Origin of the sequence: Ideonella alba, assembly GCF_018069845.1 — a bacterium.
GTDB classification, from domain to species: domain Bacteria; phylum Pseudomonadota; class Gammaproteobacteria; order Burkholderiales; family Burkholderiaceae_C; genus Ideonella; species Ideonella alba.
Map to the genome: position 1 here is coordinate 259049 of NZ_JAGQDD010000002.1, position 23851 is coordinate 282899.

The 23851-nt window shown below is 71.6% G+C and carries 27 protein-coding genes; 12 read left to right on the top strand and 15 right to left on the bottom strand.

The features are described from left to right. Window position 1: 1 nt before the first annotated feature. The 3 genes from KAK03_RS04895 to KAK03_RS04905 all read right to left on the bottom strand — a co-directional run bounded on the left by KAK03_RS04895 (window position 2) and on the right by KAK03_RS04905 (window position 2665). On the bottom strand, window positions 2-859 hold the full coding sequence (locus KAK03_RS04895) for a DUF58 domain-containing protein (RefSeq protein WP_210852062.1): 858 nt from the start codon (window positions 857-859) through the stop codon (window positions 2-4). Further along, the gene (locus KAK03_RS04900) at window positions 859-1881 is read right to left on the bottom strand and encodes an AAA family ATPase (RefSeq protein ID WP_210852253.1); all 1023 of its coding nucleotides are present in this window, start codon (window positions 1879-1881) and stop codon (window positions 859-861) included. The genes KAK03_RS04895 and KAK03_RS04900 overlap by 1 nt, the downstream gene beginning before the upstream one ends. Before the next feature lie 235 nt (window positions 1882-2116). Beyond that, window positions 2117-2665 (bottom strand): pyridoxamine 5'-phosphate oxidase family protein, encoded by a 549-nt coding sequence (locus tag KAK03_RS04905; protein ID WP_210852063.1) that lies wholly within the window; start codon window positions 2663-2665, stop codon window positions 2117-2119. Window positions 2666-2972: 307 nt separating this feature from the next. Between KAK03_RS04905 and plsY the strand changes: the two genes are divergently transcribed. From plsY to KAK03_RS25360, 3 genes are all read left to right on the top strand, one after another. Then, window positions 2973-3665, top strand: coding sequence for a glycerol-3-phosphate 1-O-acyltransferase PlsY (gene plsY / locus KAK03_RS04910; protein WP_210852064.1), 693 nt, complete (start codon window positions 2973-2975; stop codon window positions 3663-3665). Window positions 3666-3667: 2 nt separating this feature from the next. Continuing rightward, a complete protein-coding gene (locus KAK03_RS04915; RefSeq protein WP_210852065.1) occupies window positions 3668-4012 on the top strand; it encodes a RidA family protein in 345 nt (114 codons plus the stop codon). Between the two features lie 69 nt (window positions 4013-4081). Then, on the top strand, window positions 4082-4429 hold the full coding sequence (locus KAK03_RS25360) for a glutaredoxin family protein (protein ID WP_210852066.1): 348 nt from the start codon (window positions 4082-4084) through the stop codon (window positions 4427-4429). Here KAK03_RS25360 and KAK03_RS04925 read toward each other — a convergent pair whose 3' ends face one another. From KAK03_RS04925 to KAK03_RS04940, 4 genes are all read right to left on the bottom strand, one after another. Continuing rightward, entirely contained in the window at window positions 4430-5131 is a 702-nt protein-coding gene (locus KAK03_RS04925) for a DUF3592 domain-containing protein (protein WP_210852067.1), read from the bottom strand. It abuts the gene before it with no gap. 9 nt (window positions 5132-5140) lie between these two features. Beyond that, window positions 5141-5764, bottom strand: a complete 624-nt coding sequence (locus KAK03_RS04930) for an L-threonylcarbamoyladenylate synthase (RefSeq protein ID WP_210852068.1) — start codon at window positions 5762-5764, stop codon at window positions 5141-5143. A gap of 33 nt (window positions 5765-5797) precedes the next feature. Further along, window positions 5798-5953, bottom strand: coding sequence for a hypothetical protein (locus KAK03_RS04935; RefSeq protein WP_210852069.1), 156 nt, complete (start codon window positions 5951-5953; stop codon window positions 5798-5800). Between the two features lie 102 nt (window positions 5954-6055). Then, entirely contained in the window at window positions 6056-6943 is an 888-nt protein-coding gene (locus KAK03_RS04940; protein WP_210852070.1) for a PHP domain-containing protein, read from the bottom strand. Window positions 6944-7047: 104 nt separating this feature from the next. On the opposite strand from KAK03_RS04940, the gene KAK03_RS04945 reads away from it, so the two are divergent. After that, a complete protein-coding gene (locus KAK03_RS04945; RefSeq protein WP_210852071.1) occupies window positions 7048-8412 on the top strand; it encodes a type I glutamate--ammonia ligase in 1365 nt (454 codons plus the stop codon). A 208-nt stretch (window positions 8413-8620) separates the two neighbouring features. Here KAK03_RS04945 and KAK03_RS04950 read toward each other — a convergent pair whose 3' ends face one another. Then, window positions 8621-9742, bottom strand: coding sequence for an aromatic ring-hydroxylating oxygenase subunit alpha (locus KAK03_RS04950; protein WP_210852072.1), 1122 nt, complete (start codon window positions 9740-9742; stop codon window positions 8621-8623). 231 nt (window positions 9743-9973) lie between these two features. Here KAK03_RS04950 and xseB point away from each other — a divergent pair, with 231 nt between their 5' ends. The 6 genes from xseB (at window position 9974) to KAK03_RS04980 (ending at window position 15940) form a co-directional block, all read left to right on the top strand. Beyond that, window positions 9974-10216 (top strand): exodeoxyribonuclease VII small subunit, encoded by a 243-nt coding sequence (gene xseB, locus KAK03_RS04955; protein WP_210852073.1) that lies wholly within the window; start codon window positions 9974-9976, stop codon window positions 10214-10216. Further along, window positions 10213-11100 carry a polyprenyl synthetase family protein gene (locus KAK03_RS04960; RefSeq protein WP_210852074.1) on the top strand — a complete coding sequence of 296 codons (888 nt, stop codon included), beginning with the start codon at window positions 10213-10215 and terminating at the stop codon, window positions 11098-11100. The genes xseB and KAK03_RS04960 overlap by 4 nt, the downstream gene beginning before the upstream one ends. Window positions 11101-11108: 8 nt before the next feature. Then, the gene (gene dxs / locus KAK03_RS04965; RefSeq protein ID WP_210852075.1) at window positions 11109-13034 is read left to right on the top strand and encodes a 1-deoxy-D-xylulose-5-phosphate synthase; all 1926 of its coding nucleotides are present in this window, start codon (window positions 11109-11111) and stop codon (window positions 13032-13034) included. A gap of 89 nt (window positions 13035-13123) precedes the next feature. Further along, a complete protein-coding gene (gene folE2 / locus KAK03_RS04970) occupies window positions 13124-13924 on the top strand; it encodes a GTP cyclohydrolase FolE2 (RefSeq protein ID WP_210852076.1) in 801 nt (266 codons plus the stop codon). Between the two features lie 93 nt (window positions 13925-14017). Further along, window positions 14018-14881 carry an intradiol ring-cleavage dioxygenase gene (locus KAK03_RS04975; RefSeq protein ID WP_210852077.1) on the top strand — a complete coding sequence of 288 codons (864 nt, stop codon included), beginning with the start codon at window positions 14018-14020 and terminating at the stop codon, window positions 14879-14881. Window positions 14882-14908: 27 nt separating this feature from the next. Then, window positions 14909-15940, top strand: coding sequence for an NAD(P)H-dependent flavin oxidoreductase (locus KAK03_RS04980; protein WP_210852078.1), 1032 nt, complete (start codon window positions 14909-14911; stop codon window positions 15938-15940). On the opposite strand, the gene KAK03_RS04985 is transcribed toward KAK03_RS04980, so the two are convergent. Beyond that, on the bottom strand, window positions 15941-17122 hold the full coding sequence (locus KAK03_RS04985) for a CaiB/BaiF CoA transferase family protein (RefSeq protein ID WP_210852079.1): 1182 nt from the start codon (window positions 17120-17122) through the stop codon (window positions 15941-15943). Further along, on the bottom strand, window positions 17119-18069 hold the full coding sequence (locus tag KAK03_RS04990; RefSeq protein WP_210852080.1) for a hydroxymethylglutaryl-CoA lyase: 951 nt from the start codon (window positions 18067-18069) through the stop codon (window positions 17119-17121). Before KAK03_RS04990 ends, KAK03_RS04985 begins: the two co-directional genes overlap by 4 nt. A 41-nt stretch (window positions 18070-18110) precedes the next feature. On the opposite strand from KAK03_RS04990, the gene KAK03_RS04995 reads away from it, so the two are divergent. Then, window positions 18111-18818 (top strand): IclR family transcriptional regulator, encoded by a 708-nt coding sequence (locus KAK03_RS04995; protein ID WP_210852081.1) that lies wholly within the window; start codon window positions 18111-18113, stop codon window positions 18816-18818. Here KAK03_RS04995 and KAK03_RS05000 read toward each other — a convergent pair whose 3' ends face one another. Continuing rightward, on the bottom strand, window positions 18819-20369 hold the full coding sequence (locus tag KAK03_RS05000) for a DUF4139 domain-containing protein (protein WP_210852082.1): 1551 nt from the start codon (window positions 20367-20369) through the stop codon (window positions 18819-18821). It abuts the gene before it with no gap. 112 nt (window positions 20370-20481) lie between these two features. On the opposite strand from KAK03_RS05000, the gene KAK03_RS05005 reads away from it, so the two are divergent. Next, complete coding sequence (locus KAK03_RS05005; protein WP_210852083.1) at window positions 20482-21054, top strand: hypothetical protein; 573 nt, start codon at window positions 20482-20484, stop codon at window positions 21052-21054. Window positions 21055-21072: 18 nt separating this feature from the next. On the opposite strand, the gene KAK03_RS05010 is transcribed toward KAK03_RS05005, so the two are convergent. The 4 genes from KAK03_RS05010 to panB form a co-directional block, all read right to left on the bottom strand. Further along, on the bottom strand, window positions 21073-21288 hold the full coding sequence (locus KAK03_RS05010) for a (2Fe-2S)-binding protein (protein ID WP_210852084.1): 216 nt from the start codon (window positions 21286-21288) through the stop codon (window positions 21073-21075). Window positions 21289-21403: 115 nt separating this feature from the next. Next, a complete protein-coding gene (bfr, locus tag KAK03_RS05015) occupies window positions 21404-21880 on the bottom strand; it encodes a bacterioferritin (RefSeq protein ID WP_210852085.1) in 477 nt (158 codons plus the stop codon). A gap of 220 nt (window positions 21881-22100) precedes the next feature. Further along, window positions 22101-22940 carry a pantoate--beta-alanine ligase gene (gene panC, locus KAK03_RS05020; protein WP_210852086.1) on the bottom strand — a complete coding sequence of 280 codons (840 nt, stop codon included), beginning with the start codon at window positions 22938-22940 and terminating at the stop codon, window positions 22101-22103. A gap of 5 nt (window positions 22941-22945) precedes the next feature. Beyond that, window positions 22946-23842: a 3-methyl-2-oxobutanoate hydroxymethyltransferase gene (gene panB, locus KAK03_RS05025; RefSeq protein ID WP_375140968.1), complete on the bottom strand. Its 897-nt coding sequence runs from the start codon at window positions 23840-23842 to the stop codon at window positions 22946-22948. Window positions 23843-23851: the final 9 nt, after the last annotated feature.

Consider the following 23851-nt stretch of genomic DNA (forward strand, 5'->3'; position numbering starts at 1 on the left):
CTCAGGCCTGGAAATGCACCGCGAACGCATCGGGGTCGAAGCCATCGATCTGGAACACCGGCTGGCGCTGCCAGTGGCGCAGCCGCTCGGTCAGCGCCTGACGGGCCTGGGCCAGGCGGTCGGCGTGACGCTGGCGCAGCGCCGGCCGCACCCACACCAGGTGGGCGCCGTGGCCTTCGGCATCCCGGAGCCAGGCCAGGCCGTCGCGCGCCGGCAGCTCGAAGTCGCGGCGCTGCCACAACACCACCGGCACCACGTCATGGGGTGCGAGCGCGTCCATCACCGCGTGCAAGGCATCGGGTGGCCAGTGGAAGTCGGAGGCCAGGAAGACCAGGCAGCGCTGGCGCGGCAGCTCGGCCACCGCGGCCAGCAGGCCGTCGATGCCAGCGGCGCGCGGGCCGCTGCGCTGGTGGGATTGCAGCGCCTGCGCCAGCACCGGGCCGCTGCCGCGCTGGCGCGTGGGCGGCCAGGGCCCCAGGCGATGCAGCACGCGGTCGGCGCCCAGGCAACCGAAGGCATCGCCCAGGCGCTGGGCCGACCAGGCCAGGCTGTCGGCCAGCGCGGCCAGCGCCTGCACCCGTGGCGGCGGCGTGTCGTCGTCCATCGAGGCCGACAGGTCGGCCAGCAGCACCACCGTGACGGCGCGCCGCTCGGCCAGCGTGCGCACCCACCACTGGCCCAGCGGGTCGCGCAGGCTGGCGTGGATGTCCAGGCGGCGCGGATCGCCGCCATCGACCAGGCGGCGGTGGCCGCGGAAGGCCAGGCCGGCATCGCCCTGGCGGCTGCGGTGGGCGCCGGGGCGGTGACCGCCGGCGTCCCAGCGCAGGCGGTAGGGGATCTCGCGCGGCCCGTCCGTCATCAGGGGGCCCCGACGCGCGCCAGCAGCTGCTCGATCAGGGGCGGCAGCAGCGCCTCGCGGCGCAACTCGTAGGCTGGCTGCAGGCACAGGCGGTGGGCGATGCAGGGGCCGAAGACCGCGCGCACGTCGACCGGGCGCAGGTGGTCGCGGCCGTCGAGCCAGGCGTTGACGCGCGCGGCGCGCAGCAGCAGGCTCATGCCGCGCGGGCTGGCGCCGGCCAGCACCAGGGCCGCGCTGTCCACGCCGGGCAGCTCCACCCCCACGCGCTGGGGGGCGGCGGTGGCCTCCCACAGCCGCAGCGCGTAGTCCTGCAGCGCCTCGGAGGCGTGCACGGCGCGCTGGATCGCCTGCGACAGCACTGGCAGCGCGGCGATCGGCGCGATGCCTTCGGGCACCTCGGCAACCAGGCTGTCGGTGTCGTGAAAGCGCGGGTCGAAGGCCAGGGCGCGCCGCAGCGCCAGGTCGGTGGGCGCGTCCACCGCGATCTCCATCATGAAGCGGTCGCGCGCGGCGCTGGCGATCTCGAAGGTCTCCTCGCGCTCCAACCGGTTGCGGTCGGCGAAGACCTGCAGCAGCGGCAGCTGCACCTCGCGGTTGAAGGCCTGCACGCTGCGCTCGGCCATGGCGCGCAGCAGCAGCGCATGCACCTGCGGGCGGGCGCGGTTGATCTCGTTGAAGAAGAAGATCGCCAGCGAGGTGCCCTCGCGGGTCAGCGGGCCGGGCTCGATGGCCGGCCGGCCGGATTCGTCGACATAGGCGTGGTACAGCAGGTCATTGGGCATCAGGTCGACGCTGCCCTCGATGCGCGCGAAGCCGCCGCCCAGGCCGCGCGCCACCGCGCGCAGCAAGGTGGTCTTGCCCACGCCCACATCGCCCTGCAGCAGCACATGGCCGCGGGCGAAGACCGCGGTCACCAGCTGGCGCACTGCGGTGGCCTGGCCCACCACGACCGCGTTGACCTGGTCTTCCAGTTGGCGGGCGCGTGCCCGGCCGTCGGCAAGTGCGCCGTCCTCGTTGGCCATGGGGTCCTTCGTCTGCTGGCGATGGCGCAGGGGTTGCAAGTCATGCGCCATGCCGGTGCGTTGCGGAAACGGCCGCCCGCCGGCACAGTGTGTCACCGCGACGGGGCAACCCGGCGCCGAGGCCGGCTCAGGGTTTGCCTGGGGCCCCTCCCAAGGCAACGCCGGGCCGCCCCAAGTGTCCTGGTTTCCCGCGGGGGCGGGCTGGGCGCAGCCCGGCCCTGGGGGGCTCAGCGGGTCAAGGCGCCAGCCAGCTGGCCGTGCCGGGCCCGGGGCCGAAGCGCGCGCGGCGCTGGCCGTTGGTGTTCAGGTCGAGCCAGTCGATCGTCTGCACGCGGGCGCAGATGACCCCGAAGTGCTCGCGGTCGCCGCGCTCAGCCGAGGGGCGCTCCAGCGGGCTGCCCGGCGGCACCGGGCTGAGGTAGTCGAACACGGCGGGCGTCATCTTCAACCGGGTCCAGTGCGACAGCACGGCCAGGCCGCTGTCAAGCACCTCCAGCTGCACACCCAGGCGCAGCTGCCAGCCCAGCTCGGCCGACCACATCACCAGCACGCCCTGGGGCTGGCGGGCGATCTGCGCCACCTTGGGTGAACGGGTGTCGGTGAAGAAGCACAGCTCGCGCTCGGCCGGATCGACCTGGCGCAGCACCACGCTGCGCGCATCGGGCAGGCCCTCCGGCGTGACCGTGGCCAGGGTGCACAGGCGCCAGGGGTGGCCGCGCTGCGGTGCGCGGACCAGCTCCTGCCACAGGCGCTCCTCGATCGAGTGCAGCGTGTCGTCTCCCATCCCGCGATCTTGCCTGCAGCCGGGTGGCCAGCCCAGCGGGCATCCCCGCAGCCGTCTTGACCGCGATCAGACTGTCAACGTTTGCAGGCGCCCAGATGTGTCAATGTGTGTGGTCATGCGGCTGGAGCGCCTGCTCCGAGGCGGGCCGGTGGCAGGTGCGACCGGCCCGGATGGACCCGCTGCGGGCGTCCGGCGCCAGTCACCACCACCCGGCCGGGCGGGCGCGTCGGGTCAAGCCACGGGCAGGGTGCCCGGTCGGGGGGCTTACACTCCACGCCCGGTTCATCCGGCCCCGCGCCCCCTGCCCATGTCCTTGTTGTCCACCCTGGCGGCCACGCTCGTGGCCTACCTGATCGGCTCGCTGTCGTTCGCGGTCATCGTCAGCCGCACGATGGGCCTGGCTGACCCGCGCAGCTACGGCTCGGGCAATCCCGGCGCCACCAATGTGCTGCGTTCGGGCAGCAAGAAGGCGGCGATCCTGACGCTGCTGCTGGACGCGCTCAAGGGGGTGGTGCCGGTGCTGCTGGCGCAGTGGCTGGCGCCGCGCTTCGGCTGGGGCGAGGGCACGCTGGGCCTGGTCGGCCTGGCCGCCTTCCTGGGCCACCTGTGGCCGGTGTTCTTCCGCTTCCAGGGCGGCAAGGGCGTGGCCACCGCGGTGGGGGTGCTGCTGGCTCTGGTGCCGGTGACCGGCCTGGCCTGCACGGGGCTGTGGCTGGCGGTGGCCTACTTCACGCGCTATTCCTCGCTGGCCTCCATCCTGGCTGCCGTGGCCGCGCCGGTGATCCAGCTGCTGGCCTTCGGCGTGTCGACGATGGTCGGGGCGATTGCCGTGATGAGCGCGCTGCTGGTGTGGCGCCACGCCGCCAACATCCGCAAGCTGCTGGCGGGCACCGAATCGAAGATCGGCCAGAAGGCCGCTGCCGCCGCTGCGCCGGCGCACGAACCCCATCCCTCCCATCACACGCGCCACACGCGCAAGACTTCCCAAGGAAAGCACTGATCATGATCCAGCGATTCGACGTCGGCCCCCGCATGTCCGAGATGGCCGTCCACAACGGCACCGTGTACCTCGCCGGCCAGGTGGCCGCCGATGGCAGCCAGGACATCCAGGGCCAGACGCGCCAGGTGCTGGACGCGATCGACGCCCTGCTGGCCCGTGCCGGCAGCGACAAGACCAAGATCCTGCGCGCGCAGATCTTCCTGGCTGACCTGGCCGATTTCGCGGCGATGAACAGCGTCTGGGAAGCCTGGGTCGTGGCCGGCCACACGCCGCCGCGCGCCACCGTGCAGGCGGCGCTGGCCAAGCCCGAGTGGAAGATCGAGATCGTCGTCACCGCCGCGGTCTGACGTGCCTGCGGGCTCGCCACGCCGGTCCTGGCCCGAGGCGCGCGCGCTCCCGGGCAGCGCGTCGTGGCGGTGAGCCGTCGAGACCAGCTCGCCCTGGGCCTGATCGCCGGGCTGGCCCTGGTCGGCTGGCCAGCCTTCCAGGCCTGGCGTGACGGCCAGGTGGGTGAGGAGATCGCCCGGCTGGCGAAGCCGGGCGACATCCTGATGGTCTCCAGCGAGACCTGCCTGTTCTGCACCGCCGCGCGGCGCTGGATGACGGCGCAACAGGTGCCCTTCGACGAGTGCCTGGTCGAGCGTGACGGCGCCTGCATGGCCCGCTTCCAGGCCCAGGGCGCGCCGGGCACCCCGCTGCTGTTCGTGCGTGGCCAGCCGCAGCTGGGTTTCAGCCCCGAGCGGGTGCGCGACGCGCTGCGCTGATCAGCCGGGGTGCACCCGGCCGTGCCGGCTGCCCAGGATCAGCACGAAGGCGCCGCCCCAGAACACCAGGGCGAAGGCCAGCCCCGGCAGGCCCGGGTCCTGCAGGAACCAGAAGCCGGCCATCGGCGCCGTGATGCCGATCCACAGGCCGGCGAAGCCCCAGACGCCGCGCTGGCGTGTCCAGTCGTCACCGCGCCAGGCTGGTCCCAATGCCCGGTAGGCCATCCCGGCCAGCGACAGCAGCACCAGGGCGATCACGCCGCGCCAGAGCAGCGGCTTGATCCGGAGCTGGCGGTCCAGCACCGCGCGGTGAGGCGCCCGAGGATCGGCCCAGCCCGGCAGCGTGAAACCGTCCTGCTGCGCGCGCTGCAGGCGTTGCGTCCAGTCGGCATGCCAACGATCAAAGCCATCGTAGGCCAGTGGTGCCACGCCGATGCGATCGGCCACATAGGAGCGCCCGTCGACGCTGTAGCGGTAGGTGGCCAGCGGCAGTGGCGGGTCGTCCGGGTCCGGCATCGCCTGCTCGATCACCGTGACCTCCACCGGGATCCAGTGGCGGGTCTGCCAGGCGGTCCACAGCGTGCTCACCACGGGCCTCAGGCCCAAGGCCACGCCGACCACGCACATCGCCAGGGCCCAGGCAGCGAACAGGGCCGCGGTGAACACGCGACGCTCCGGGGTGTCCGGCGCCAGGGGCTGCATCCCGCCCGTCTACAGCCCCAGCAGCGCCGGGTCACCCCGCCCGCGGCGCAGCAGCTCGGGCTCGTCGCCGGTCAGGTCGACGATGGTGGTGGACTCGAAGGGGCAGGCGCCTGCATCCACCACCGCCTGCAACTGCTTCTCGAAGCGGTCGCGGATCTCGTGCGGATCGTTCAGCGCCTCGGTCTCGCCGGGTGGAATCAGCGTGGTGGCCAGCAGCGGCTGGCCCAGCTCCTCCAGCAGCGCCTGCAGCACGCGGTGCTCGGGCACGCGCAGGCCGATGGTGCGGCGCGAAGGATGCGACAGCCGCCGCGGCACCTCCTTGGTGGCTTCCAGGATGAAGGTGAACGGCCCCGGCGTGCCCAGCTTGAGCAGGCGGAACTGGCGGTTGTCGACGCGCGCGTAACTGGCCAGCTCCGACAGGTCGCGGCACAGCAGCGTCAGGTGGTGCTTGTCGTCGACCTGGCGGATCTTGCGCAGGCGCTCGGCAGCGGTCTTGTCGTCCAGGTGGCAGACCAGCGCGTAGCTGGAGTCGGTGGGCACCGCGGCCACGCCGCCGGCATGCAGGATCTGCGCCGCCTGCTTGAGCAGGCGGACCTGGGGGTTGTCGGGATGAACCTCGAAATACTGGGCCATGGTGGCCCGATTGTCGCGCCTGCCGCGGGTGGGTCAGGTCATGTGCTGGGCGTGCAGCGCCGGGGGCTCGCCGGGATGTCGCTCGAGCGCCACCGGCAGGCTGATGAAGGCGGTGAACACCACCGGCACCAGGGCCAGGGCGACAGTTCCCAGCCAGCGCTGGATGAAGAGGCGAAGTTCGGGGTGCATGGTCAGGCTCCTTGCGGGCACCGTGCCCGTGAACGCCATGGTGCGGCGCCGGCATGAAGGCTGGCTGAGCAGCGGCTGAAGACCGGCTGAAGGCGCCAGGGGTCAGGCCAGTTCGGCGGCCGGGCGCAGGTGCTGCAGCCGGTCGGCCCAGCGGGTCCAGACCGCGGTGCAGCGGGCAGGCAGGTCGGGCAGTTCGCCCGGCGCCACCCGGCTTTCGCCCGGGGCATGGAAGTCCGACCCGCGCGAGGCCAGCAGGCCGAATTCCTCCGCGGTGGCGGCGTAGCGGGTGGCCTCGTCGGGAAAGTGCGCGCCGCAGGTGACTTCGACACCCACGCCGCCGTGGCCGACGAACTCATGGAACAGCGCCCACTCCTCGGTGGGCGAGAAGCGGTAGCGCGCCGGATGCGCCAGCACCGGCAGGCCGCCGGCATCGCGGATCCATTGCATCGCTTCGCCCAGCGCCGCCCAGTGGTGCGGCACGAAGCCGGGCAGGCCTTCCTTCAGGTATCGCTGGAAAACCTCGTGGACGCTGGCGCAGTGGCCGTGCTCCACCAGGAAGCGGGCGAAATGGGTGCGCGAGACCAGATCCGGGTTGCCGGCATAGCGCCGGGCGCCCTCGTAGGCGCCGTGAATGCCTACGCGGGCCAGGCTCTCGCCCATCTCGCGGGCCCGATGTTCGCGGCCGGCGCGCAAGCGCGCCAGGCCCGCATTCAGCCCCGGGTGGTCGGGGTCCACGTCCAGGCCCAGCACATGGACGGTTTCGCCCAGGAAGCTGATCGAGACCTCGACACCGCAGACATAGGCCATGCCCAGCGCCTCGGCGGCCGCCCGGGCGGCATGCTGGCCGGCCAGCTCGTCGTGGTCGGTGAGCGACCACAGCTGCACGCCACCGGCATGGGCCAGGCGGGCCAGTTCATCGGGGGGCAGGCTGCCGTCGGAATGCACCGAGTGGCAGTGCAGATCGGCGTTCAGCAGGTGCACAGCCGCCATTCTAGGAACCCGGCCGTGCCGACAAGCGGCCGGGGACATCGGCCTTCCCGGCGCTGTTCCGGCGACCGCCTATCATCCGGGCCCCCGCCACCCCGGCCCGACCGATGTCTCCGATCCTGCCCCTGCCACTGCCCGACGCCGACACCCTGCGCGATGCGCTGGATGTCTACCCCGACACCCGACGCGTGGAATGCGCCACCGGCGACTTCAGCTCGGTGGCGCGCGGCAAGCATGTGGCGCGCGCTGATTTCGAGGGCCAGGTGGGCTGCAAGCTGCCTTCGGTGGTGCTGGGCCTGACGCTCACCGGCGGCGAGCCAGCCGACGTCATCGGCCCGGTGCTGCCGGCCAGCTATGCCGATGTGCACCTGGTGCCTGACCTGTCGACGCTGGCGCCGCGCCCCGGCCGGCCGGGCGAGCTGTGCGTGGTGTGCGAGCCCAGCGGCGCGCTGCGCCCGGACCTGGATGCCTCGGCGCTGTCACCACGCGCAGCGCTGCGTGCGGCGCTGGTGCGGCTGAAGGCGGCGGGCCTGCGCGCCACCGTGGCGCCCGAGCTGGAATTCTTCCTGCTGGAGCGCGGCGCCGAGGGTGAGCTGCTGGCCGCCCGCGCCCATCCCGATGCGCCGGCCCGCGAGCGCGCCTGCGAGGCCTATTCGCTGGAACGCGCCGGCCACTTCGATGGCTTCTTCGACGCGCTCTACGAGGCCTGCGCCACGCAGCGCATCCCGGTCAGCGGCCATGCGCACGAGTCGGCACTGTCGCAGTACGAGGTCAATTTCCTGCCCGGCGAGCCGCTGGCCCAGGCCGATGCGGTGTGGCGATTCAAGCGCCTGGCGCGCGAGCTGGCCGCGCGGCGCGGCTTCCTGGCCAGCTTCGCGGCCAAGCCCTTCCTGGACCAGCCAGGCACCGGCATGCACTGGCACCTGAGCCTGCAGCACACCGACGGCCGCGCCTGGCCGCACGCCTTCAGCCCGCCCGGCGGCGAGCCGGTGCTGCCGCACTTCATCGCCGGCCTGCAGGCCGGGGCTGCAGCCGCCATGGCTTTCTGCGCGCCCTTCGACATGTCCTATGACCGCATCCGCCTGAGCGACGCTGCCCCTTCGCACGCCAGCTGGGGCGAGGACAGCCGCTCACTGGCCTTCCGCATCCCGGCCTCCAGCCCGGCGGCCCGCCGCGTCGAGAACCGCCTGCCCGGCGGCGATGCCAACCCCTACCTGATCCTGGCCTCGATGATCGGCCTGGGCCTGGACGGCCTGCAGGCCGTGCGCCTGCCGGGCGAGGGCCAGGCGCTGCCGACATCGCTGTCCGCGGCACTGGACGCGCTGCAATCCAGCAGCCCGCTGCGGGCGCAGCTGGGCGCGCCGCTGGTGGACGCGTATGTCGGCATCAAGCGCCACGAAAGTGCCGAACGCCAGCGCCACGCGGATCCTCGGCAGCAATGGGACCTATGGCATCTGGTGGAGTTGGCGTAAAGGCTGAAAACTGCCTGTGGCAGTCATTGCCCGCAGATGTGGTTGAGGCGAGGTGGGGGACATGAGGACAAGCGAACTCCCCCTCGGCCGCCGCGCCACACCGTCGCAGTCAACCCAACGGCCGGTCAGGGCAGCTTGCTGTTGATGTGGTGAACACAACGCCGTGGAAGATCGTCCGCGGCCTGGTGGCGCCAGGGCTGTGTAGGCCTTACCAGGACGAACGACCCATGCCCATGACGCGGCGGTACCACTCGTGGAAGTGCTTCATGCCGGTTTCCATCGGGGCCTGGTAGGGGCCGACCTCGTCGTCGCCGCGCTCGAACAGGGCCTTGCGGCCGGCGTCCATGCGCTCGCCGATCTCGTCGTCCTCGAGGCAGGTCTCCATGTAGGCGGCGCGTTGGGCCTGGCAGAACTCGGGCTCGAAGGCGGCGATTTCCTCGGGGTAGTAGAACTCCACCACGTTGAGGGTGCGGTCCACACTGACCGGGTACAGCGTGGAGACCGTCAGCACCTTCGGGTACCACTCGATCATGATGTTCGGGTAGTAGGTCAGCCAGATCGCGCCCTGGTCGGGCAGCTGGCCCTCGTGCACGCGCAGCACCTCGTCGCGCCAGCGGGTGTAGGCCGGCGAGCCGGCCTGGCGCAGGCGGTCGTGCAGGCCGACGGTCTGCACCGAGTGGTGGCTGCCGAACTCCCAGCGCAGGTCGCTGCAGGTGACGAACTGACCCAGACCGGGGTGGAAGGGGCCGACGTGGTAGTCCTCGAGGTAGACCTCGATGAAGGTCTTCCAGTTGTAACGGCATTCGTGCATCTCGACGTGGTCGAGCACGTAACCCGAGAAATCCAGCGCGGCACGCGGGCCCAGGCCGGCCAGGTCAGCGGCGATGTCGCGGCCGTTGTCCTCGAAGACCATGCCGTTCCAGGTGCGCACCTTGTAGTTGTTCAGGTGCAGGCAGGGGTCGTGGTCGAAGTGCGGCGCGCCGATCAGCTGGCCGTGCAGGTCGTAGGTCCAGCGGTGCAGCGGGCATACCACGCTGTTGCGGGTGTTGCCGCGTCCCTTGAGCATGATGGCCTGGCGGTGGCGGCAGACGTTGGACACCAGCTCCACGCCCTTGGGCGTGCGCACCAGCATCCGGCCTTCGCCTTCCTGCGGCAGGGCGTAGTAGTCGCCCACATTCGGCACCGCCAGCTCATGGCTGAGGTACCGAGGACCGTGCTGAAAGATCAGCGCTTGTTCGCGGCGGAACAGGTCCTCATCAAAATAGGTGAAAACAGAGAGTTGAGAGCGCGTGCGCTCCAGAGCTTCCAGCGTGATGCTCAGGTCCGACATGATCCCCAGGATCTCCAAAAAACATGTCTGCGAACCCCCCGCCCGGTGGCCCCGCGGGCGGGATTGTCGAAGGTGATTGAAAGGGTGAAAGCCGCCGGCACTGCCCGCGGGGGCGCCGATTCTACCCGCGGGGTGTGAACCGGTCTGCAGGGTCTGTTGCGCTGCAGCGCCGTGTCAGCGCCGTGTGGCGTCCGCCCAACTACAATCGCGGTTTGCACTGCTCTTGACTCCATGCCGCGTTCCAGCCCCAAGGCCGACCCGGGACAGCCCGCCAGCTACGAGGAAGCCCTGGCCGAACTCGACGGACTGATCGCGGCCATGGAAGGTGGACAGCTGCCACTGGACCGGCTGCTGGGCAGCTACCAGCGTGCCGCGGTGCTGCTGGAGTTCTGCCGCGGCCGCCTGGACGCTGTGGAACAGCAGGTCAAGGTCCTGGAGGACGGGCAGCTCAAGCCCTGGACGAACAACACATGAAGATCGACGACTGCGAGGCCTGGGCTCGCCACCAGCTGGCGGAGGTCGAGGCTGCCCTGGAGGGCCTGGTGCCGGCCACGGCGCCGGCCGGCCTGGGCCTGGCCATGCGCTACGCCGTGCTGGATGGCGGCAAGCGCCTGCGCCCGCTGCTGGTGCTGGCGGCGGCCGAGGCTGTCCAGGGCGAGGCCCTGGCCGCGATGCGCTCGGCGGTGGCGGTGGAGCTGATCCACGCCTACTCGCTGGTCCACGACGACATGCCCTGCATGGACGACGACGCCCTGCGTCGCGGCAAGCCCACCACGCACGTGGCCTACGGCGAGGCCCAGGCCATGCTGGCGGGCGATGCGATGCAGGCGCTGGCCTTCGAAGTCCTCACGCCGGACGAGGGCATCGAGCCCGCGCTGCAGGCCCGCCTGGTGCGGCTGCTGGCGCGCGCGTCGGGCTCGGCCGGCATGGCCGGCGGTCAGGCGATCGACCTGGCCAGCGTCGGCAAGCCGCTGGACGAATCGCAGCTGCGCGACATGCACCGCCGCAAGACCGGCGCCCTGCTGCAGGCCAGCGTGCTGATGGGTGCCGCCTGCGGCCAGACCAGCGCCGACGCCTGGGAGGCGCTGGCCGAGTACGGCGACGCGATCGGCCTGGCCTTCCAGGTGGTCGACGACATCCTCGACTGCACCCAGGACTCCGAGGTGCTGGGCAAGACCGCCGGCAAGGACCAGGACGCCAACAAGCCGACCTATGTGTCAACGCTGGGCCTGGAGCAGGCCCAGGCCTACGCCATCGCCCTGCGTGACCAGGCCCAGGCCGCGCTGCGCCGCGCCGGGCTGCCGGCACCGGCCCGCCTGGCCTGGCTGGCCGACCGCCTGGTCGAGCGCAACAACTGAACCGCACCATGCCCCAACCGCCTGTTCCCGCCGCGCTGCTGGCCAGCATCGACAGTCCGGCCGACCTGCGCCGGCTTGGCCGTTCGCAGCTGGGCACGCTGGCCGACGAACTCCGCCAGTTCGTGCTCGACAGCGTCAGCCGCACCGGCGGCCACCTGTCGTCCAACCTGGGCACGGTGGAGCTGTCGATCGCGCTGCACTACGTCTACAGCACGCCGCACGACCGCATCGTCTGGGACGTGGGGCACCAGAGCTACCCGCACAAGATCCTCACCGGCCGCCGTGAGGCCATGGCCACGCTCAAGCAGCTGGGCGGCATCAGCGGCTTCCCGCGCCGGGTGGAGAGCGAGTACGACACCTTCGGCACCGGCCACTCGTCGACCAGCATCTCGGCGGCGCTGGGCATGGCCCATGCGGCCCGGCTGAAGGGCGAGCAGCGCCGCTGCGTGGCGGTGATCGGCGACGGCGCGCTGACTGGCGGCATGGCCTTCGAGGCCCTGAACCACGGCGGTTTCGCCGGTGGCGCCGGCCTGCCCGACGTGCTGGTCATCCTGAACGACAACGACATGTCGATCTCGCCGCCGGTGGGCGCGCTCAACCGCTACCTGGCGCGCCTGATGAGCGGCAAGTTCTACGCCGCTGCCCGCGAGGGCGCCAAGAGCGTGCTCAAGCACACGCCGCTGTACGAATTCGCCAAGCGCTTCGAGGAGCACACCAAGGGCATGGTCGTGCCGGGCACGATCTTCGAGGAGTTCGGCTTCAACTACGTGGGTCCGATCGACGGCCACGACCTCGATTCGCTGATCCCCACGCTCGAGAACCTGCGCGACGCCAAGGGCCCGCAGTTCCTGCACATCGTCACCAAGAAGGGCTGCGGCTACGAGCTGGCCGAGGCCGACCCGATCAACTACCACGGCCCGGGCAAGTTCGACCCCAAGATCGGCCTGCAAAAGCCCGCCACGCCGCCCAAGCCCACCTTCACCCAGGTCTTCGGCCAGTGGCTGTGCGACATGGCGGCGGCCGACACGCGCCTGGTGGGCATCACCCCGGCGATGCGCGAGGGCTCGGGCATGGTCGAGTTCGAGCGGCGCTTCCCCACCCGCTACCACGATGTGGGCATCGCCGAGCAGCACGCGGTCACCTTTGCCGCCGGCCTGGCCTGCGAGGGCCTGAAGCCGGTGGTGGCGATCTACTCCACCTTCCTGCAGCGCGGCTATGACCAGCTGATCCACGACGTGGCGCTGCAGAAGCTGCCGGTGGTCTTCGCGCTGGACCGCGCCGGCCTGGTGGGGGCCGACGGCGCCACCCACGCCGGGGCCTATGACATCGCCTACCTGCGCTGCGTGCCGAACATGAGCGTGCTGACGCCGGCCGACGAACGCGAATGCCGCCGCGCGCTGACCACCGCCTTCCACCAGGACCACCCGGTGGCGGTGCGCTACCCGCGCGGCAGCGGCGCCGGCGTGGCGATCGAGCCGCAACTCGATCAGCTGCCCTGGGGCCGGGGCGAGTTGCGCCGCGAAGGGCGCCGCATCGCCATCCTGGCGTTTGGCACGCTGCTCTACCCGGCGCTGGAAGCGGCCGACAAGCTGGACGCCAGCGTGGCCAACATGCGCTTCGTCAAGCCGCTGGACCGCGAACTGGTGCTGCAGCTGGCGCGCAGCCACGATGCCCTCGTCACGGTCGAGGAGGGCTGTGTGGCTGGCGGCGCCGGTGCAGCGGTGCTGGAAGCGCTGGCCGCCGAGGGCCTGGCCGTGCCGGTGCTGAACCTGGGCCTGCCCGACGAATTCATCGAACACGGCGATCCGGCCAAGCTGCTGTCGCTGTGCGGCCTGGATGCCGCCGGCATCGAGCGGGCCATCGTGCAGCGCTTTGGTGCCACTCCGCTGGCGCTGGTCAAGCCGGCTGAAACCGAGCGCACGGCCGCGGCCTGACGCATTTTTTCGAACGCGGCGATCAACCCTTTCAACCGCAACGGGGCCGCTGAAGTGGCATGCTGCATGCCTGCCGACCCCGACTGTCCATGAATCAGCTGACCGACGCCCTGCACATCCCCGACACCCAGAGTGAGCGCGACGAGCGCCATCTGGCGATCCAGCGCGTGGGCGTGAAGGATGTGCGCTACCCGCTGAGCCTGCGCGTGGCGGGCCAGGTGCAGCAGACCGCGGCGCTGTGGAACCTCGATGTGGCCCTGCCTGCCGAGCAGAAGGGCACGCACATGTCGCGCTTCGTGGCCTGGCTGGAGGAACAGCAGGCGCCGCTGGACGCTGCCACGCTGAAGCTGCAGCTCGATGCCATGCTCGACAAGCTGCACGCGCAGGAAGGCCGGGTCGAAGCGCGCTTCTCCTTTTTCCTGCGCAAGCGTGCGCCGGTGTCCGGTGTGCAGAGCCTGCTGGATTACGCCGGCGCCTGGATGGCCGAGCGCCGCGGCGGCCACACGGCGATCTGGGCCGAGGTGGGCGTGCCGGTCAAGAGCCTGTGCCCGTGCTCCAAGGAGATCTCCGACTACGGCGCGCACAACCAGCGCTCGCTGGTCACCATCCGGGTCGAGCTGCTGGACCCGCAGGCCCGGCCCATCGAGTGGCATCAGCTGGTGCGCTTCGCCGAGGAGTCGGCGTCGTCCGAGATCTGGCCGATGCTCAAGCGAGCCGACGAGAAGTGGATCACCGAGCGGGCCTACGAGAACCCGAAGTTCGTCGAGGACCTGGTGCGCGACGTGGCCTTGCGACTGAATGCCGACGACCGCATCGGCCGCTACCGGGTGGACGTCGAGAACTTCGAGTCCATCCACAACCACTCGGCCTGGGCACGCATCGAGCGCTGAGCCGCGGCTTTGCAGGGCGGAAGCCCTGCGCAACAGGCGCGAAACCTGGCGCGCGCAGCATGAGGTCACCCACACCTCATCCCCTGCCGCACCATGCCCACACCGTTTGACCACCTCCTGTCCAGCCAGGCTGCGCGCCGCCGCGCGCTGGGCCTCATCGCTTCGGCCGGCGTGATGCCACTGTCGCTGCTGGGGTGCGGCGGCGGGGACAGCAGCAGCAGCAGCGTCGCTGAAGACACCAGCACGAGCGGGAGCACGAGTGGCAGCACGAGTGGCAGCACCGACACCGGTTCGACCACCGGCACCTGCAGCACGATTCCCAGCGAGACCGCCGGCCCCTACCCGGGCGATGGCACCAACAGCAACAGCAGCGGCGTGGCCAATGCGCTGCTGCTCAGCGGCATCGTGCGCAGCGACATCCGCACCAGCGTGGACACCGCCAGCGGCACCGCCGAGGGTGTGCCGTTGACGGTCACGCTGACGCTGGTCGACAGCGGCAACAGCTGCGCCGTGCTGGCCGGCTACGCGGTCTACCTGTGGCACGCCACGCGCGATGGTGAGTATTCGATGTACTCCAGCGCGGTGGTGGGCGAGAACTACCTGCGCGGTGTGCAGGTCAGCGATGCCAACGGCCAGGTCAGCTTCACCACCATCTTCCCCGGCTGCTACAGCGGGCGCTGGCCGCACATCCACTTCGAGGTCTACCCCAGCCTAGCCTCGGCCACCAGCGGCGCCAACGATGTGAAGACCTCGCAGCTGGCGCTGCCGGCCTCGGCCTGCGCCCAGGTCTATGCCAATGCCAGCGGCTATGCCAGCAGCGCCACCAACTTCGGCAACATCTCGTTGGCCAGCGACAACGTGTTCGGCAACGACAGTGGCGTGTTGCAACTGGCCACGGTGACCGGCAGCGTCAGCGCCGGCTTCGCGGCCACGCTGCAGGTGGGCGTCGCCGTCTGAGTGCGGGGGCATGGCAGGATGCGGGGCATGACGCCGCTGCATCCGCTCGCCCGACTGCCCCTGATCCAGGCCCCGATGGCGGGCTCGCAAGGCCTGCGCCTGGCCCGTGCCGTGGCCGCCACCGGGGCCGTGGGCAGCCTGCCGGCCGGCATGCTCGATGCCGCCGCCCTGGCGCGCGCGCTGGGCGAGTGGGCCGCTGATGGCACGGGGGTGCTCAACGTCAACTTCTTCTGCCACCGGCCGCCGCCGGACGATCCACCGCGCATCGCGCGCTGGCATGCCCGGCTGGCGCCCTACACGGCCGAGGCCGGCCTGCCGGCGCCCCAGGGGGTGCCGCGGCCGACGCGCCACCCTTTCGACACCGCGATGGCCGAGGCCCTGGCCACCGCACCGCCGCCGATCGTCAGCTTCCACTTCGGCCTGCCCGAGGCGGCCCTGCTGGCGCGCGTGCGCGCGCTGGGCTGCCGGGTCTGGAGCAGCGCCACCACCGTGGACGAGGCGCGTTGGCTGCTGGACCAGGGGGTCGATGCGCTGATCCTGCAGGGCCTGGAGGCCGGCGGCCACCGCGGCCACTTCCTGCGCGAGGACCTGGACCTGAGCGCCCAGGCGGGTTGGCGTGATCTGCTCGCTGCGGTGCGGCCGCTCGCCGGTGCGACGCCATTGATCGCTGCCGGCGGCATCGCCGACGCGGCCACGGTGCGCGAGGCGCTGAGCGCCGGTGCCGCCGCCGTGCAGGTGGGCACGGCCTTTCTGCGCTGCCCCGAGGCGGACACCGGCGCGGTCCACCGCGCCGCGCTGGCGGCCGGTGGCGAGACGGCGCTGACCAACCTCTTCTCCGGCCGCCCGGCGCGCGGGCTGGTGAACCGCCTGATGCGCGAGGCCGGCCCGATCAGCGCCGACGCGCCGGCCTTTCCGCTGGCCAGTGCCGACCTGGCGCCGCTGCGGGCCTGGGCCGAGGGCCAGGGCCGAGGCGACTTCTCGCCCTTGTGGGCCGGCACCGCGCACGCGCTGGCGCGAGAAGAGCCGGCGGCCGCCGTGGTGGCGCGCCTGCTGGCCTGATCAGCCCAGCACGCCGGCGGCGCGCAGATCGGCGATTTCGCCGTCGCGGTAACCCAGCTGGCGCAGCAGTGTGTCACCGTGTTCGCCGATGCCCGGCGGGTTCGAACGCAGCGGCGGGCGCTGGCCGTCCAGCGTGATCGGCAGCAGCGGTGTCAGGGTCTGGCGGCCATCGGGCAGCGTCACCGGCACCAGGCCGCCGCTGGCCAGCAGGTGCGGGTCCTGCATCAGCTGCTCGGGCCGGCTGATCGGCGCAAAGGGCAGGCCCTCGCGCTCGAAGACCGCCGCCAGCGCCGACGCCCGCCAGCCCGCCAGCGCCTCGCGCAGCGCCGGCATCAGCCAGTCGCGTGACTGCACGCGGCCGTTGTTGGTGGCCAGTCGCGGGTCGTCGGCCCAGTCGGCAAAGCCGAAGGCGGTGCAGAAGCTGCGCCACTGGCCGTCGCTGACCACGGCCAGGAAGATCTGCTCGCCGTCCTTGACGGTGAACACGTCGTAGATGCCCCAGGCGCTGATGCGCTGCGGCATCGGCCGCGGTGCCTGGCCGGTCACCGCGTACTGCATCATGTGCTGGGCCACCAGCAGGATGTTGTTCTCGAACAGCGCGCTTTGCACCTGCTGGCCGCGGCCGGTGGTCTCGCGCGCCTTGAGTGCGGCCATCGCGCCCAGCGCGCCGAACAGGCCACCCATGATGTCGTTGACGCTGCTGCCGGCGCGCAGCGGCTGGCCCTCGGGGCCGGTCATGTAGGCCAGGCCGCCCATCATCTGCACCACCTCGTCCAGCGCGGTGCGGTGCTCGTAGGGGCCGGGCAGGAAGCCCTTATGGGTCACATAGACCAGGCGCGGGTTCAGCGCCGACAGCGCCGCCCAGCCCAGGCCCAGCTTGTCCATGGTGCCGCTGCGGAAGTTCTCGCTGAAGACATCGGCGGTGGCCACCAGTTTCAGCACCACCTCCAGACCGCGCGGGTCCTTCACATCCAGCGCCAGGCTCTTCTTGTTGCGGTTGAAGACCGGGAAGAAGCCGGCACCCGAGCCCAGGAGGCGGCGCGTGGCATCGCCCTCCAGCGGCTCGACCTTGATGACCTCGGCACCCAGGTCGGCCAGCACCAGGCCGCAGGTCGGGCCCATGACCATGTGGGTGAACTCGACGACGCGGGTGTCGGCGTAGGGCAGGGTGGGGGCGCTCATGCGGGGATCCGGGTGGCTGGGACGAAGCCCCGCGGCACGCCGGCCTCGGCCAGCATGCCGTACAGCGGCTCACCGGGCAGGCCGGCGGCCAGGGGCGCCCGGGCGGCAATCAGGCGGTCCAGGTCGATGCCGGTGGCCACGCCCATGGCCTCGAACAGGAAGACCAGGTCCTCGGTCACCACGTTGCCGCTGGCGCCGGGGGCATACGGGCAGCCGCCCAGGCCGGCCAGCGAGGCATCGAAGGTGCGCACGCCCACGTCCCAGGCCGCCAGCGCATTGGCCAGGCCCAGGCCGCGGGTGTTGTGCAGGTGGGCGGCGCCGGCCTTGTCGCCGATCGCCGCGCGCAGCCGGGTGAAGAGGCGCCGCACCTGGGCCGGGTGGGCCATGCCGGTGGTGTCGGACAGGCCGACCTCGTCCACGCCCGCTTCGGCCAGGGCCTCGGCCAGCGCGATCACCTCGTCCTCGGGCACGGCGCCCTGCAGCGTGCAGCCGAAGGCGGTGGACAGGCCCACCTCCACCGCCAACTGCGGCGCCTGCTCGGCCCGCCAGGCCAGCACCGCGCGCACCTCGTCCAGCATCTGCTGCGGCGTGCGGCGCACATTGGCCAGCGAGTGGGCTGCGCTGGCCGAAACCGGCAGCGTGATCTTGTGCACCCCCGCGGCGGCGGCCGCCTGTGCACCCTGCAGGTTGGGCACCAGCGCCATCACCGTCAGGCCCGGGTGGCGCAGCGCATGGCGCACCACGTCGGCGGTGTCGGCCAGTTGCGGCAGCAGCTTGGGCGAGACAAAGGAGCCGACCTCGATCTCGCGCAGGCCTGCAGCGGCCAGCGCATCGATCCAGGCGCACTTGGCGGCCAGCGGCATGGTGGCGCGCACGCTTTGCAGGCCGTCGCGCGGGCCGACCTCACTGATCAGCACCGTGGGCGCTGCGCTTGACGAAGCCTTCATGGATTCTGTCTAATAGAACAACGTTCTAACAATTATCGCGCATGCCCCGCTCCGCTGCCCAGCCCTCCATCACCGACCTGGATCCCGCCCCCGGCGGCGTGGCCGCGGTCGACCGCGCACTGGGCCTGCTGCGCACCTTCGAGGACGGCTCGCCCCGGCTGGGCCTGGCCGAGCTGTCGCGTCGCAGCGGCCTGTACAAAAGCACGGTGCTGCGCCTGCTGGCCTCGCTGCTGCACGCCGGCTTCCTGGTGCGCGAGGGTGAGGCCTACGCCCCCGGCCCCACGCTGATGCGCCTGGGTGCCCAGGCCCAGCCCGAGGATGCGCTGGCCGCTGCCGTGCCACCGGCGCTGCGCGCGCTGGTGGCGGCCACGCGCGAGAGCGCGGCCTTCCATGTGCGCCGCGGCGAGCACCGGCTGTGCCTGTACCGCGAGGACTCGCCGCAGCTGCTGCGCGACCACATCCGCGCCGGCGACCTGCTGCCGCTGGACCGCGGTGCCGGCGGCCGGGTCCTGATGGCCTTCGCGGGCGCGCGCGGCCGCGTCTACGACGCGATCCGCCGCGACGGCGTGGTGGTGATGTCGGGCGACCGCGTGCCCGACCTGACCGGCGTTTCGGCGCCGGTGTTCGGCGCCGGCGGGCGGCTGCTGGGCGCGCTGACATGGACGCTGCCCACCACCCGCCACCAGCCCGGCTTCGTGGGCGCGGTGAAGGATGCGGCGGCGGCGCTCAGCGCCCGCCTGGGTGGCTGATCAGCGGCGCTCGGCCAGCGGCTGGTCCTTGGGCCAGCTGATCAGGTAGTCGGCCTGCAGCGCCCAGCGCTCGCCCGGGGACAGCCGGCGCTGCCAGGCGACGATGCCAGCCTCGTCCTGCCAGGCCTGGCTGGCGGGGGCGGGCTCGAAGCGCTTGTCCACCTGCACCCGCTCGTCGGTGCTGACGGGGCTGGACTCCAGCACGCGCAGCTCGATCGGCGTGGCGTGGCGGTTCTCGAGCTCGTAGCGGCGCGCCACACGGCGCTCGCTGCGCGCGCCGATGAAGCCGCTGCTGGCCTGCTGGGCCGGCGGCTGCAGCTCCTGCACGCGCAGCTTGTCGTCGCGCCCGAAGGGCAGCGACAGCGTGGCCCGCTGGCCCAGGCGCAGCGTGGCGCTGCCCACCGCCTGGCCATCGCGCAGCAGCTGCAGCGGGCCGTCGGGCCAGATGCCGGCCGGGCGCGGCAGCTCGGCCAGCAGCCAGGCGCTGGCGTCCTGAGCCGGCACGGCCTGCACCAGCAGCGTGGCGGTGAAGCGCTGGCGGCCCAGGCTCAGCGCTACCCGTTCGGCGCCGCTGCCGATGTCTACCTTGCCCGGCAGATTGAATGCCGTGGCGAACTCGCCTTCCTGCATCTGCACCGCGAAGTCGAGACCGTCCGGCGGGGGCGCTGCCGGTGCAGCGTCCATGGCCATCGGGGCCGCCTTCAGGCTGGCCCCCTGCGGACCGTTCCGGGGCGGCAAGGGCTCGCGCAGCGCCAGCGTCCAGGGGCGCGGCTGCGGGCCGGCGGTCGCGCCGCGCGGCGAGCCGGTGGACAGCGTCAGTGCCACGCCGCGCCAGTCCTCACCGCTGCGCTGCAGCACCTGAGCCAGGCGCTCGATCTCGAGCTGGCCCGCGGTGGTGTCGAGCTGGGCGCGGTAAGCCGGTGCCCAGGTCGGTCCGGCCACCTGGTAGCGCAGGCGCAGCGTGGCCTCGGCGCTGGCCGCCACGGCGATGCGCAGCTGGCGCACCTCGCCGCCCTGCTGCAGCAGGCGGTCGCGTTCGGCCTTCAGCGGCGAGAGCTCACGGCGCAGTGCTTCGCGCTCGCGCTCGATCCGGTGCTGCTCGTTCAGTGCAGTCTGGCCTGCCTTCTGCATCGCGGCCAGCTGGGCGGCGAGGTTGCCCGCGGGCGCCGGCACGCGCGGGGCGCTGGCGGCATCGGCAGGCGCCAGCGCGCGCAGGTAGCCCAGGGCCAGCGCGTGGCCCTCGTGTTCGGCATCCAGCGCGGCGAGCTTGTCTTCCAGCGCTCGCACGCGGGCATCCAGCGGCGTGGCCTGGCATTCGGGCGCCTGCTCGCGCGGCCGGTTCAGCGCGGTGACTGCGCCGGTGCGCAGCGCGGCATCGGGCTCCAGCCGCAGCGAGCCCATGTCGAACTGCGCGCTCAGGCAGTCCAGCACCAGCTCACGGCTGCCGGGCGCCACACGCGCCACGCGCTCGACCTCGGCCAGGCCGGGGTAGACAGTGACGCGCTCGATCGGAGCGGTCTGTGCGCCCGCTTGTGGGGCCCACAGCGTCAAGACGGTCGCGGCCCAGCGGCCCTATGGCAGATGCATGCTCTGTCTCCCTGATCTCGGCCTGCGCCGGAGTCGTCACATGGTAGCCTGAGCGCTTGCACTGCTTCGACATCCCATGAACCTGTTCCGTCGACCGTCGCTTCCCCTGTTGGCCTTGTTCTGGTCGAGCGTGCTGGGCAGCGCCGCCGTGCATGCCTATGAGCCGCCTGCGGGCGCGCCGACCGCCCAGATACGCCTGACCGCGGCCCGGGCGTTCAACACCAACATGATCATCGGCCACGCCCCGGAGTGCCGGCCCACCAAGGTCTATCGCTTCGCACTCCTGGGTGTCGCCAACTTGTTCGGCGGCCACCCGACCCTGGACATGCCGCTGAAGCCGGCGGTGCCGCCGGCGCAGATCTACGAGGCGACGGTCGAGGCGGATCGCACGCTGGTTGTGCTGGCCACGGCCAGCAGCTCACTGCTGCCCGTGGCCGGGCTGCTGGACAAATGCAAGGTCGAGACGCATTTCCATGCCCGGGCCGGCGGCCGCTACGAAGCGAACTACACCATCGAGAACAACGACCGGTGCACGCTTCAGATCAGCGAACTGCTGCCCGATTCTGAGGGCGGCTGGCGTCGCGCGGAGGTGGCCACCCTGCCCAAGCCGCCGGCGGCCTGCGACGCTGCCCCTGAGCCGCCGCGCTGAGGGCTGTCGTCGCAGTCGTCAGGCAGCAGCCGACGGCATCGCGGCCTGGCGAAGCCCCTGCATCGGCCCGGCCACGGCCTCCTCGAACACTTCACGTGCGCAGTCGTGGCAGCAGCCGCAGCAGGAGGCGGCGCGCGTCAGGTCCTTGAGCTGTTCAAAGTCGCGCACGCCCTGCACCTGCACCGCGTGGCGGATGTCGCGGTCGCTGACGCGGTGGCACAGGCAGACGATCATGGCGGGCTCGGGCAGGCAGGTGGTGGACAGGACTGAAGCATATACAAAATGCGAATCAGTCGCAATAGCATTAGCCCAACCAGGGGTGATCACCCCGGCGCCGCCCGATCCCGCGTCAGGACGACTCGCCCATCTGGGACTGCAGCCAGTTGGGCTCGCCCACCTGGGCGACCAGGCCGATCTGGGTTTCGAGGTCGTCGATGTGCTCCTCGGTGTCGTCGAGGATCTCCAGCAGGATGTCGCGTGAGACATAGTCGCGCACCGATTCGCAGTGGGCGATCGCCTCCTTCAGCAGCGGGTGCGAGGCCTGTTCCAGCCGCAGGTCGCAGTGCAGCACCTCGATGGCGTTCTCGCCGATGTAGAGCTTGCCCAGGTCCTGCAGGTTGGGCAGGCCCTCCAGCATCAGCACGCGCTCGACCAGCTTGTCGGCGTGCTTCATCTCCTCGATCGACTCTTCGTACTCGTGCTTGGCTCGCTTGCTCAGCCCCCAGTTCTTCAGCATCCGGGCGTGCAGGAAGTACTGGTTGATCGCGGTGAGTTCACACTTCAGCTGGGCATTGAGGTACTCGATGACCTTGGCGTCGCCTTTCATTGCGGGCTCCTGAAGAGGGTGGGGACTGACCGATTGTGGGGTGGCCCGAGCGCGGCCGACATCGCCCCGCGAGAAAAGACCCGCACTGAGGCTGGTAGCGCGAATCGCTCGCGTTGAGCCCAGCCAGCGCCGGTGTTCGATCACCCGGCGCGGGACGAGGCGGCGCCTCGCGCACCGCCACACCGTGCTGCGCGGGAGCGCCTGCCTGCCAGGGCGGCGCTCAGCACTCCAGGTTGTCGATCAGCCGGGTGCTGCCCAGGCGCGCCGCGCCCAGCGCCACCATCGGGATGCGGTTCAGGCGCTCCTCGTCGGTGGGCGGCAGCAGGTCGGCGCGGCGGCGCAGCGTGAGGTAGTCGGGCGCCCAGCCGCGGCCGCGCAGGGCGGCGGCGGCGTCGGCTTCGAGCGCCGCCAGCGCGCGCCTGGGGTCATGGGCTCCGGCGGCCAACTGCTGCAGCACATGCGACAGCTCCACCGCCTCATGGCGTTCGGTCGTGCCCAGGTAGCCATTGCGCGACGACAGCGCCAGGCCGTCGTCGGCGCGCACCGTGGGTGCGCCGATGATCTCGATCGGCATCGCGAACTGGCGCACCATGCCGCGGATCACCATCAGCTGCTGGTAGTCCTTCTGGCCGAACACCGCCAGCGCCGGCTGCACGCACTGGAAGAGCTTCATCACCACCGTGCACACGCCGGTGAAGAAGCCAGGGCGGAACTCGCCTTCCAGGATGTCGGCCAGCGCCGGCGGCGGCGCCACCTTGTAGGCCTGGGGCTCGGGGTAGAGCTCGCGCTCGGAGGGCGCGAAGACGATGTCGCAGCCTTCGGGCGCGAGCAGTTCGCAGTCGCGCTCCAGCGTGCGGGGGTACTGGTCGAAGTCCTCGTGCGGCAGGAACTGCAGCCGGTTGACGAAGATGCTGGCCACCACCGGGCCGCCATGACGCCGGGCCTCGCGCACCAGCGACAGGTGACCCGCGTGCAGGTTGCCCATCGTGGGCACGAAGGCGGTGCGCCGCTGCCCCGCCAGGGTCTCACGCAGTTCGGCCAGGGTGTGGATGACGCGCATGGGGATCAGAAGCCGTGGATCGATTCGTCGGGGAAGCGCAGCGCCTTGACGTCGTCGACGTAGGTGCGTACCGCGTCGCGGATGCCCAGGCCCACCTCGCTGCCGGGCACATGGGTGAAGTCGCGCACGAAGCGCGGCCGCTTGCCAGGCGTGATGCCCAGCAGGTCGTGCAGCACCAGCACCTGGCCGCTGGTGCTGGCGCCGGCGCCGATGCCGATCGTCAGCAGGCCCGGGTTGTCCTCGGTGATCTGGCGGCCCACGCTGGAGGGCACCAGCTCCAGCACCAGCATCGCGGCGCCAGCCTCGGCCATGGCCTTGGCGTCGGCGCGCAGCACGGCGGCGCCGGCGTCGTCGCGGCCCTGCACCCGGAAGCCGCCCAGCGCATGCACGCGCTGCGGCGTCAGGCCCAGGTGGGCGCAGACCGGGATGCCGCGCTCGGTGAGGAAGCGCACGGTGTCGACCAGCACGCCGCCGCCCTCGAGCTTGACCATCTGCGCGCCGGCGCGCATCAGCTTCACCGCCGAATCGAAGGCCTGCTCGGGCGAGCGTTCATAGGCGCCAAAGGGCAGGTCGGCCACCAGCCAGGCGCTGCGCTTGCCGCGCGCCACGCAGCGGGTGTGGTACTCCATGTCGACCAGGGCCACCGGCACGGTGCTGGTGTCGCCCTGGATCACGTTGCCCAGTGAATCGCCGACCAGCAGCACCTCGACGCCGGCGTCTTCCAGCACGCGCGCGAAGGTGGCGTCGTAGCAGGTCAGCATCGTGATCTTCTCGCCACGCGCGGCCATGTCGCGCAGCCGCGGCAGGCTCATCGCTTGACGCGCCGCAGGGGCGCTGGATTCGGCAGGGTGAACACTCATCGTCAGTTCCCTCGGGTCAGGGCAGGATGTTCGGGCAGGCAGCGCGTGCTG

Bases quoted from the DNA above. Each gene is read 5' to 3' on its own strand.
- KAK03_RS05010 (WP_210852084.1), bottom strand. From the start codon at position 21,288: ATGATCGTCTGCCTGTGCCACCGCGTCAGCGACCGCGACATCCGCCAC.
- KAK03_RS04940 (WP_210852070.1), bottom strand. From the start codon at position 6,943: ATGGCGGCTGTGCACCTGCTGAACGCCGATCTGCACTGCCACTCGGTG.
- KAK03_RS04975 (WP_210852077.1), top strand. From the start codon at position 14,018: ATGCCCACACCGTTTGACCACCTCCTGTCCAGCCAGGCTGCGCGCCGC.
- KAK03_RS04925 (WP_210852067.1), bottom strand. From the start codon at position 5,131: ATGCAGCCCCTGGCGCCGGACACCCCGGAGCGTCGCGTGTTCACCGCG.
- KAK03_RS04935 (WP_210852069.1), bottom strand. From the start codon at position 5,953: ATGCACCCCGAACTTCGCCTCTTCATCCAGCGCTGGCTGGGAACTGTC.
- KAK03_RS04915 (WP_210852065.1), top strand. From the start codon at position 3,668: ATGATCCAGCGATTCGACGTCGGCCCCCGCATGTCCGAGATGGCCGTC.
- xseB (WP_210852073.1), top strand. From the start codon at position 9,974: ATGCCGCGTTCCAGCCCCAAGGCCGACCCGGGACAGCCCGCCAGCTAC.
- dxs (WP_210852075.1), top strand. From the start codon at position 11,109: ATGCCCCAACCGCCTGTTCCCGCCGCGCTGCTGGCCAGCATCGACAGT.
- KAK03_RS05005 (WP_210852083.1), top strand. From the start codon at position 20,482: ATGAACCTGTTCCGTCGACCGTCGCTTCCCCTGTTGGCCTTGTTCTGG.
- KAK03_RS04950 (WP_210852072.1), bottom strand. From the start codon at position 9,742: ATGTCGGACCTGAGCATCACGCTGGAAGCTCTGGAGCGCACGCGCTCT.
- bfr (WP_210852085.1), bottom strand. From the start codon at position 21,880: ATGAAAGGCGACGCCAAGGTCATCGAGTACCTCAATGCCCAGCTGAAG.
- folE2 (WP_210852076.1), top strand. From the start codon at position 13,124: ATGAATCAGCTGACCGACGCCCTGCACATCCCCGACACCCAGAGTGAG.
- KAK03_RS04905 (WP_210852063.1), bottom strand. From the start codon at position 2,665: ATGGGAGACGACACGCTGCACTCGATCGAGGAGCGCCTGTGGCAGGAG.
- panC (WP_210852086.1), bottom strand. From the start codon at position 22,940: ATGCGCGTCATCCACACCCTGGCCGAACTGCGTGAGACCCTGGCGGGG.
- KAK03_RS04980 (WP_210852078.1), top strand. From the start codon at position 14,909: ATGACGCCGCTGCATCCGCTCGCCCGACTGCCCCTGATCCAGGCCCCG.
- KAK03_RS04960 (WP_210852074.1), top strand. From the start codon at position 10,213: ATGAAGATCGACGACTGCGAGGCCTGGGCTCGCCACCAGCTGGCGGAG.
- KAK03_RS04990 (WP_210852080.1), bottom strand. From the start codon at position 18,069: ATGAAGGCTTCGTCAAGCGCAGCGCCCACGGTGCTGATCAGTGAGGTC.
- KAK03_RS04900 (WP_210852253.1), bottom strand. From the start codon at position 1,881: ATGGCCAACGAGGACGGCGCACTTGCCGACGGCCGGGCACGCGCCCGC.
- KAK03_RS04930 (WP_210852068.1), bottom strand. From the start codon at position 5,764: ATGGCCCAGTATTTCGAGGTTCATCCCGACAACCCCCAGGTCCGCCTG.
- KAK03_RS04995 (WP_210852081.1), top strand. From the start codon at position 18,111: ATGCCCCGCTCCGCTGCCCAGCCCTCCATCACCGACCTGGATCCCGCC.
- KAK03_RS04945 (WP_210852071.1), top strand. From the start codon at position 7,048: ATGTCTCCGATCCTGCCCCTGCCACTGCCCGACGCCGACACCCTGCGC.
- KAK03_RS04985 (WP_210852079.1), bottom strand. From the start codon at position 17,122: ATGAGCGCCCCCACCCTGCCCTACGCCGACACCCGCGTCGTCGAGTTC.
- plsY (WP_210852064.1), top strand. From the start codon at position 2,973: ATGTCCTTGTTGTCCACCCTGGCGGCCACGCTCGTGGCCTACCTGATC.
- KAK03_RS04895 (WP_210852062.1), bottom strand. From the start codon at position 859: ATGACGGACGGGCCGCGCGAGATCCCCTACCGCCTGCGCTGGGACGCC.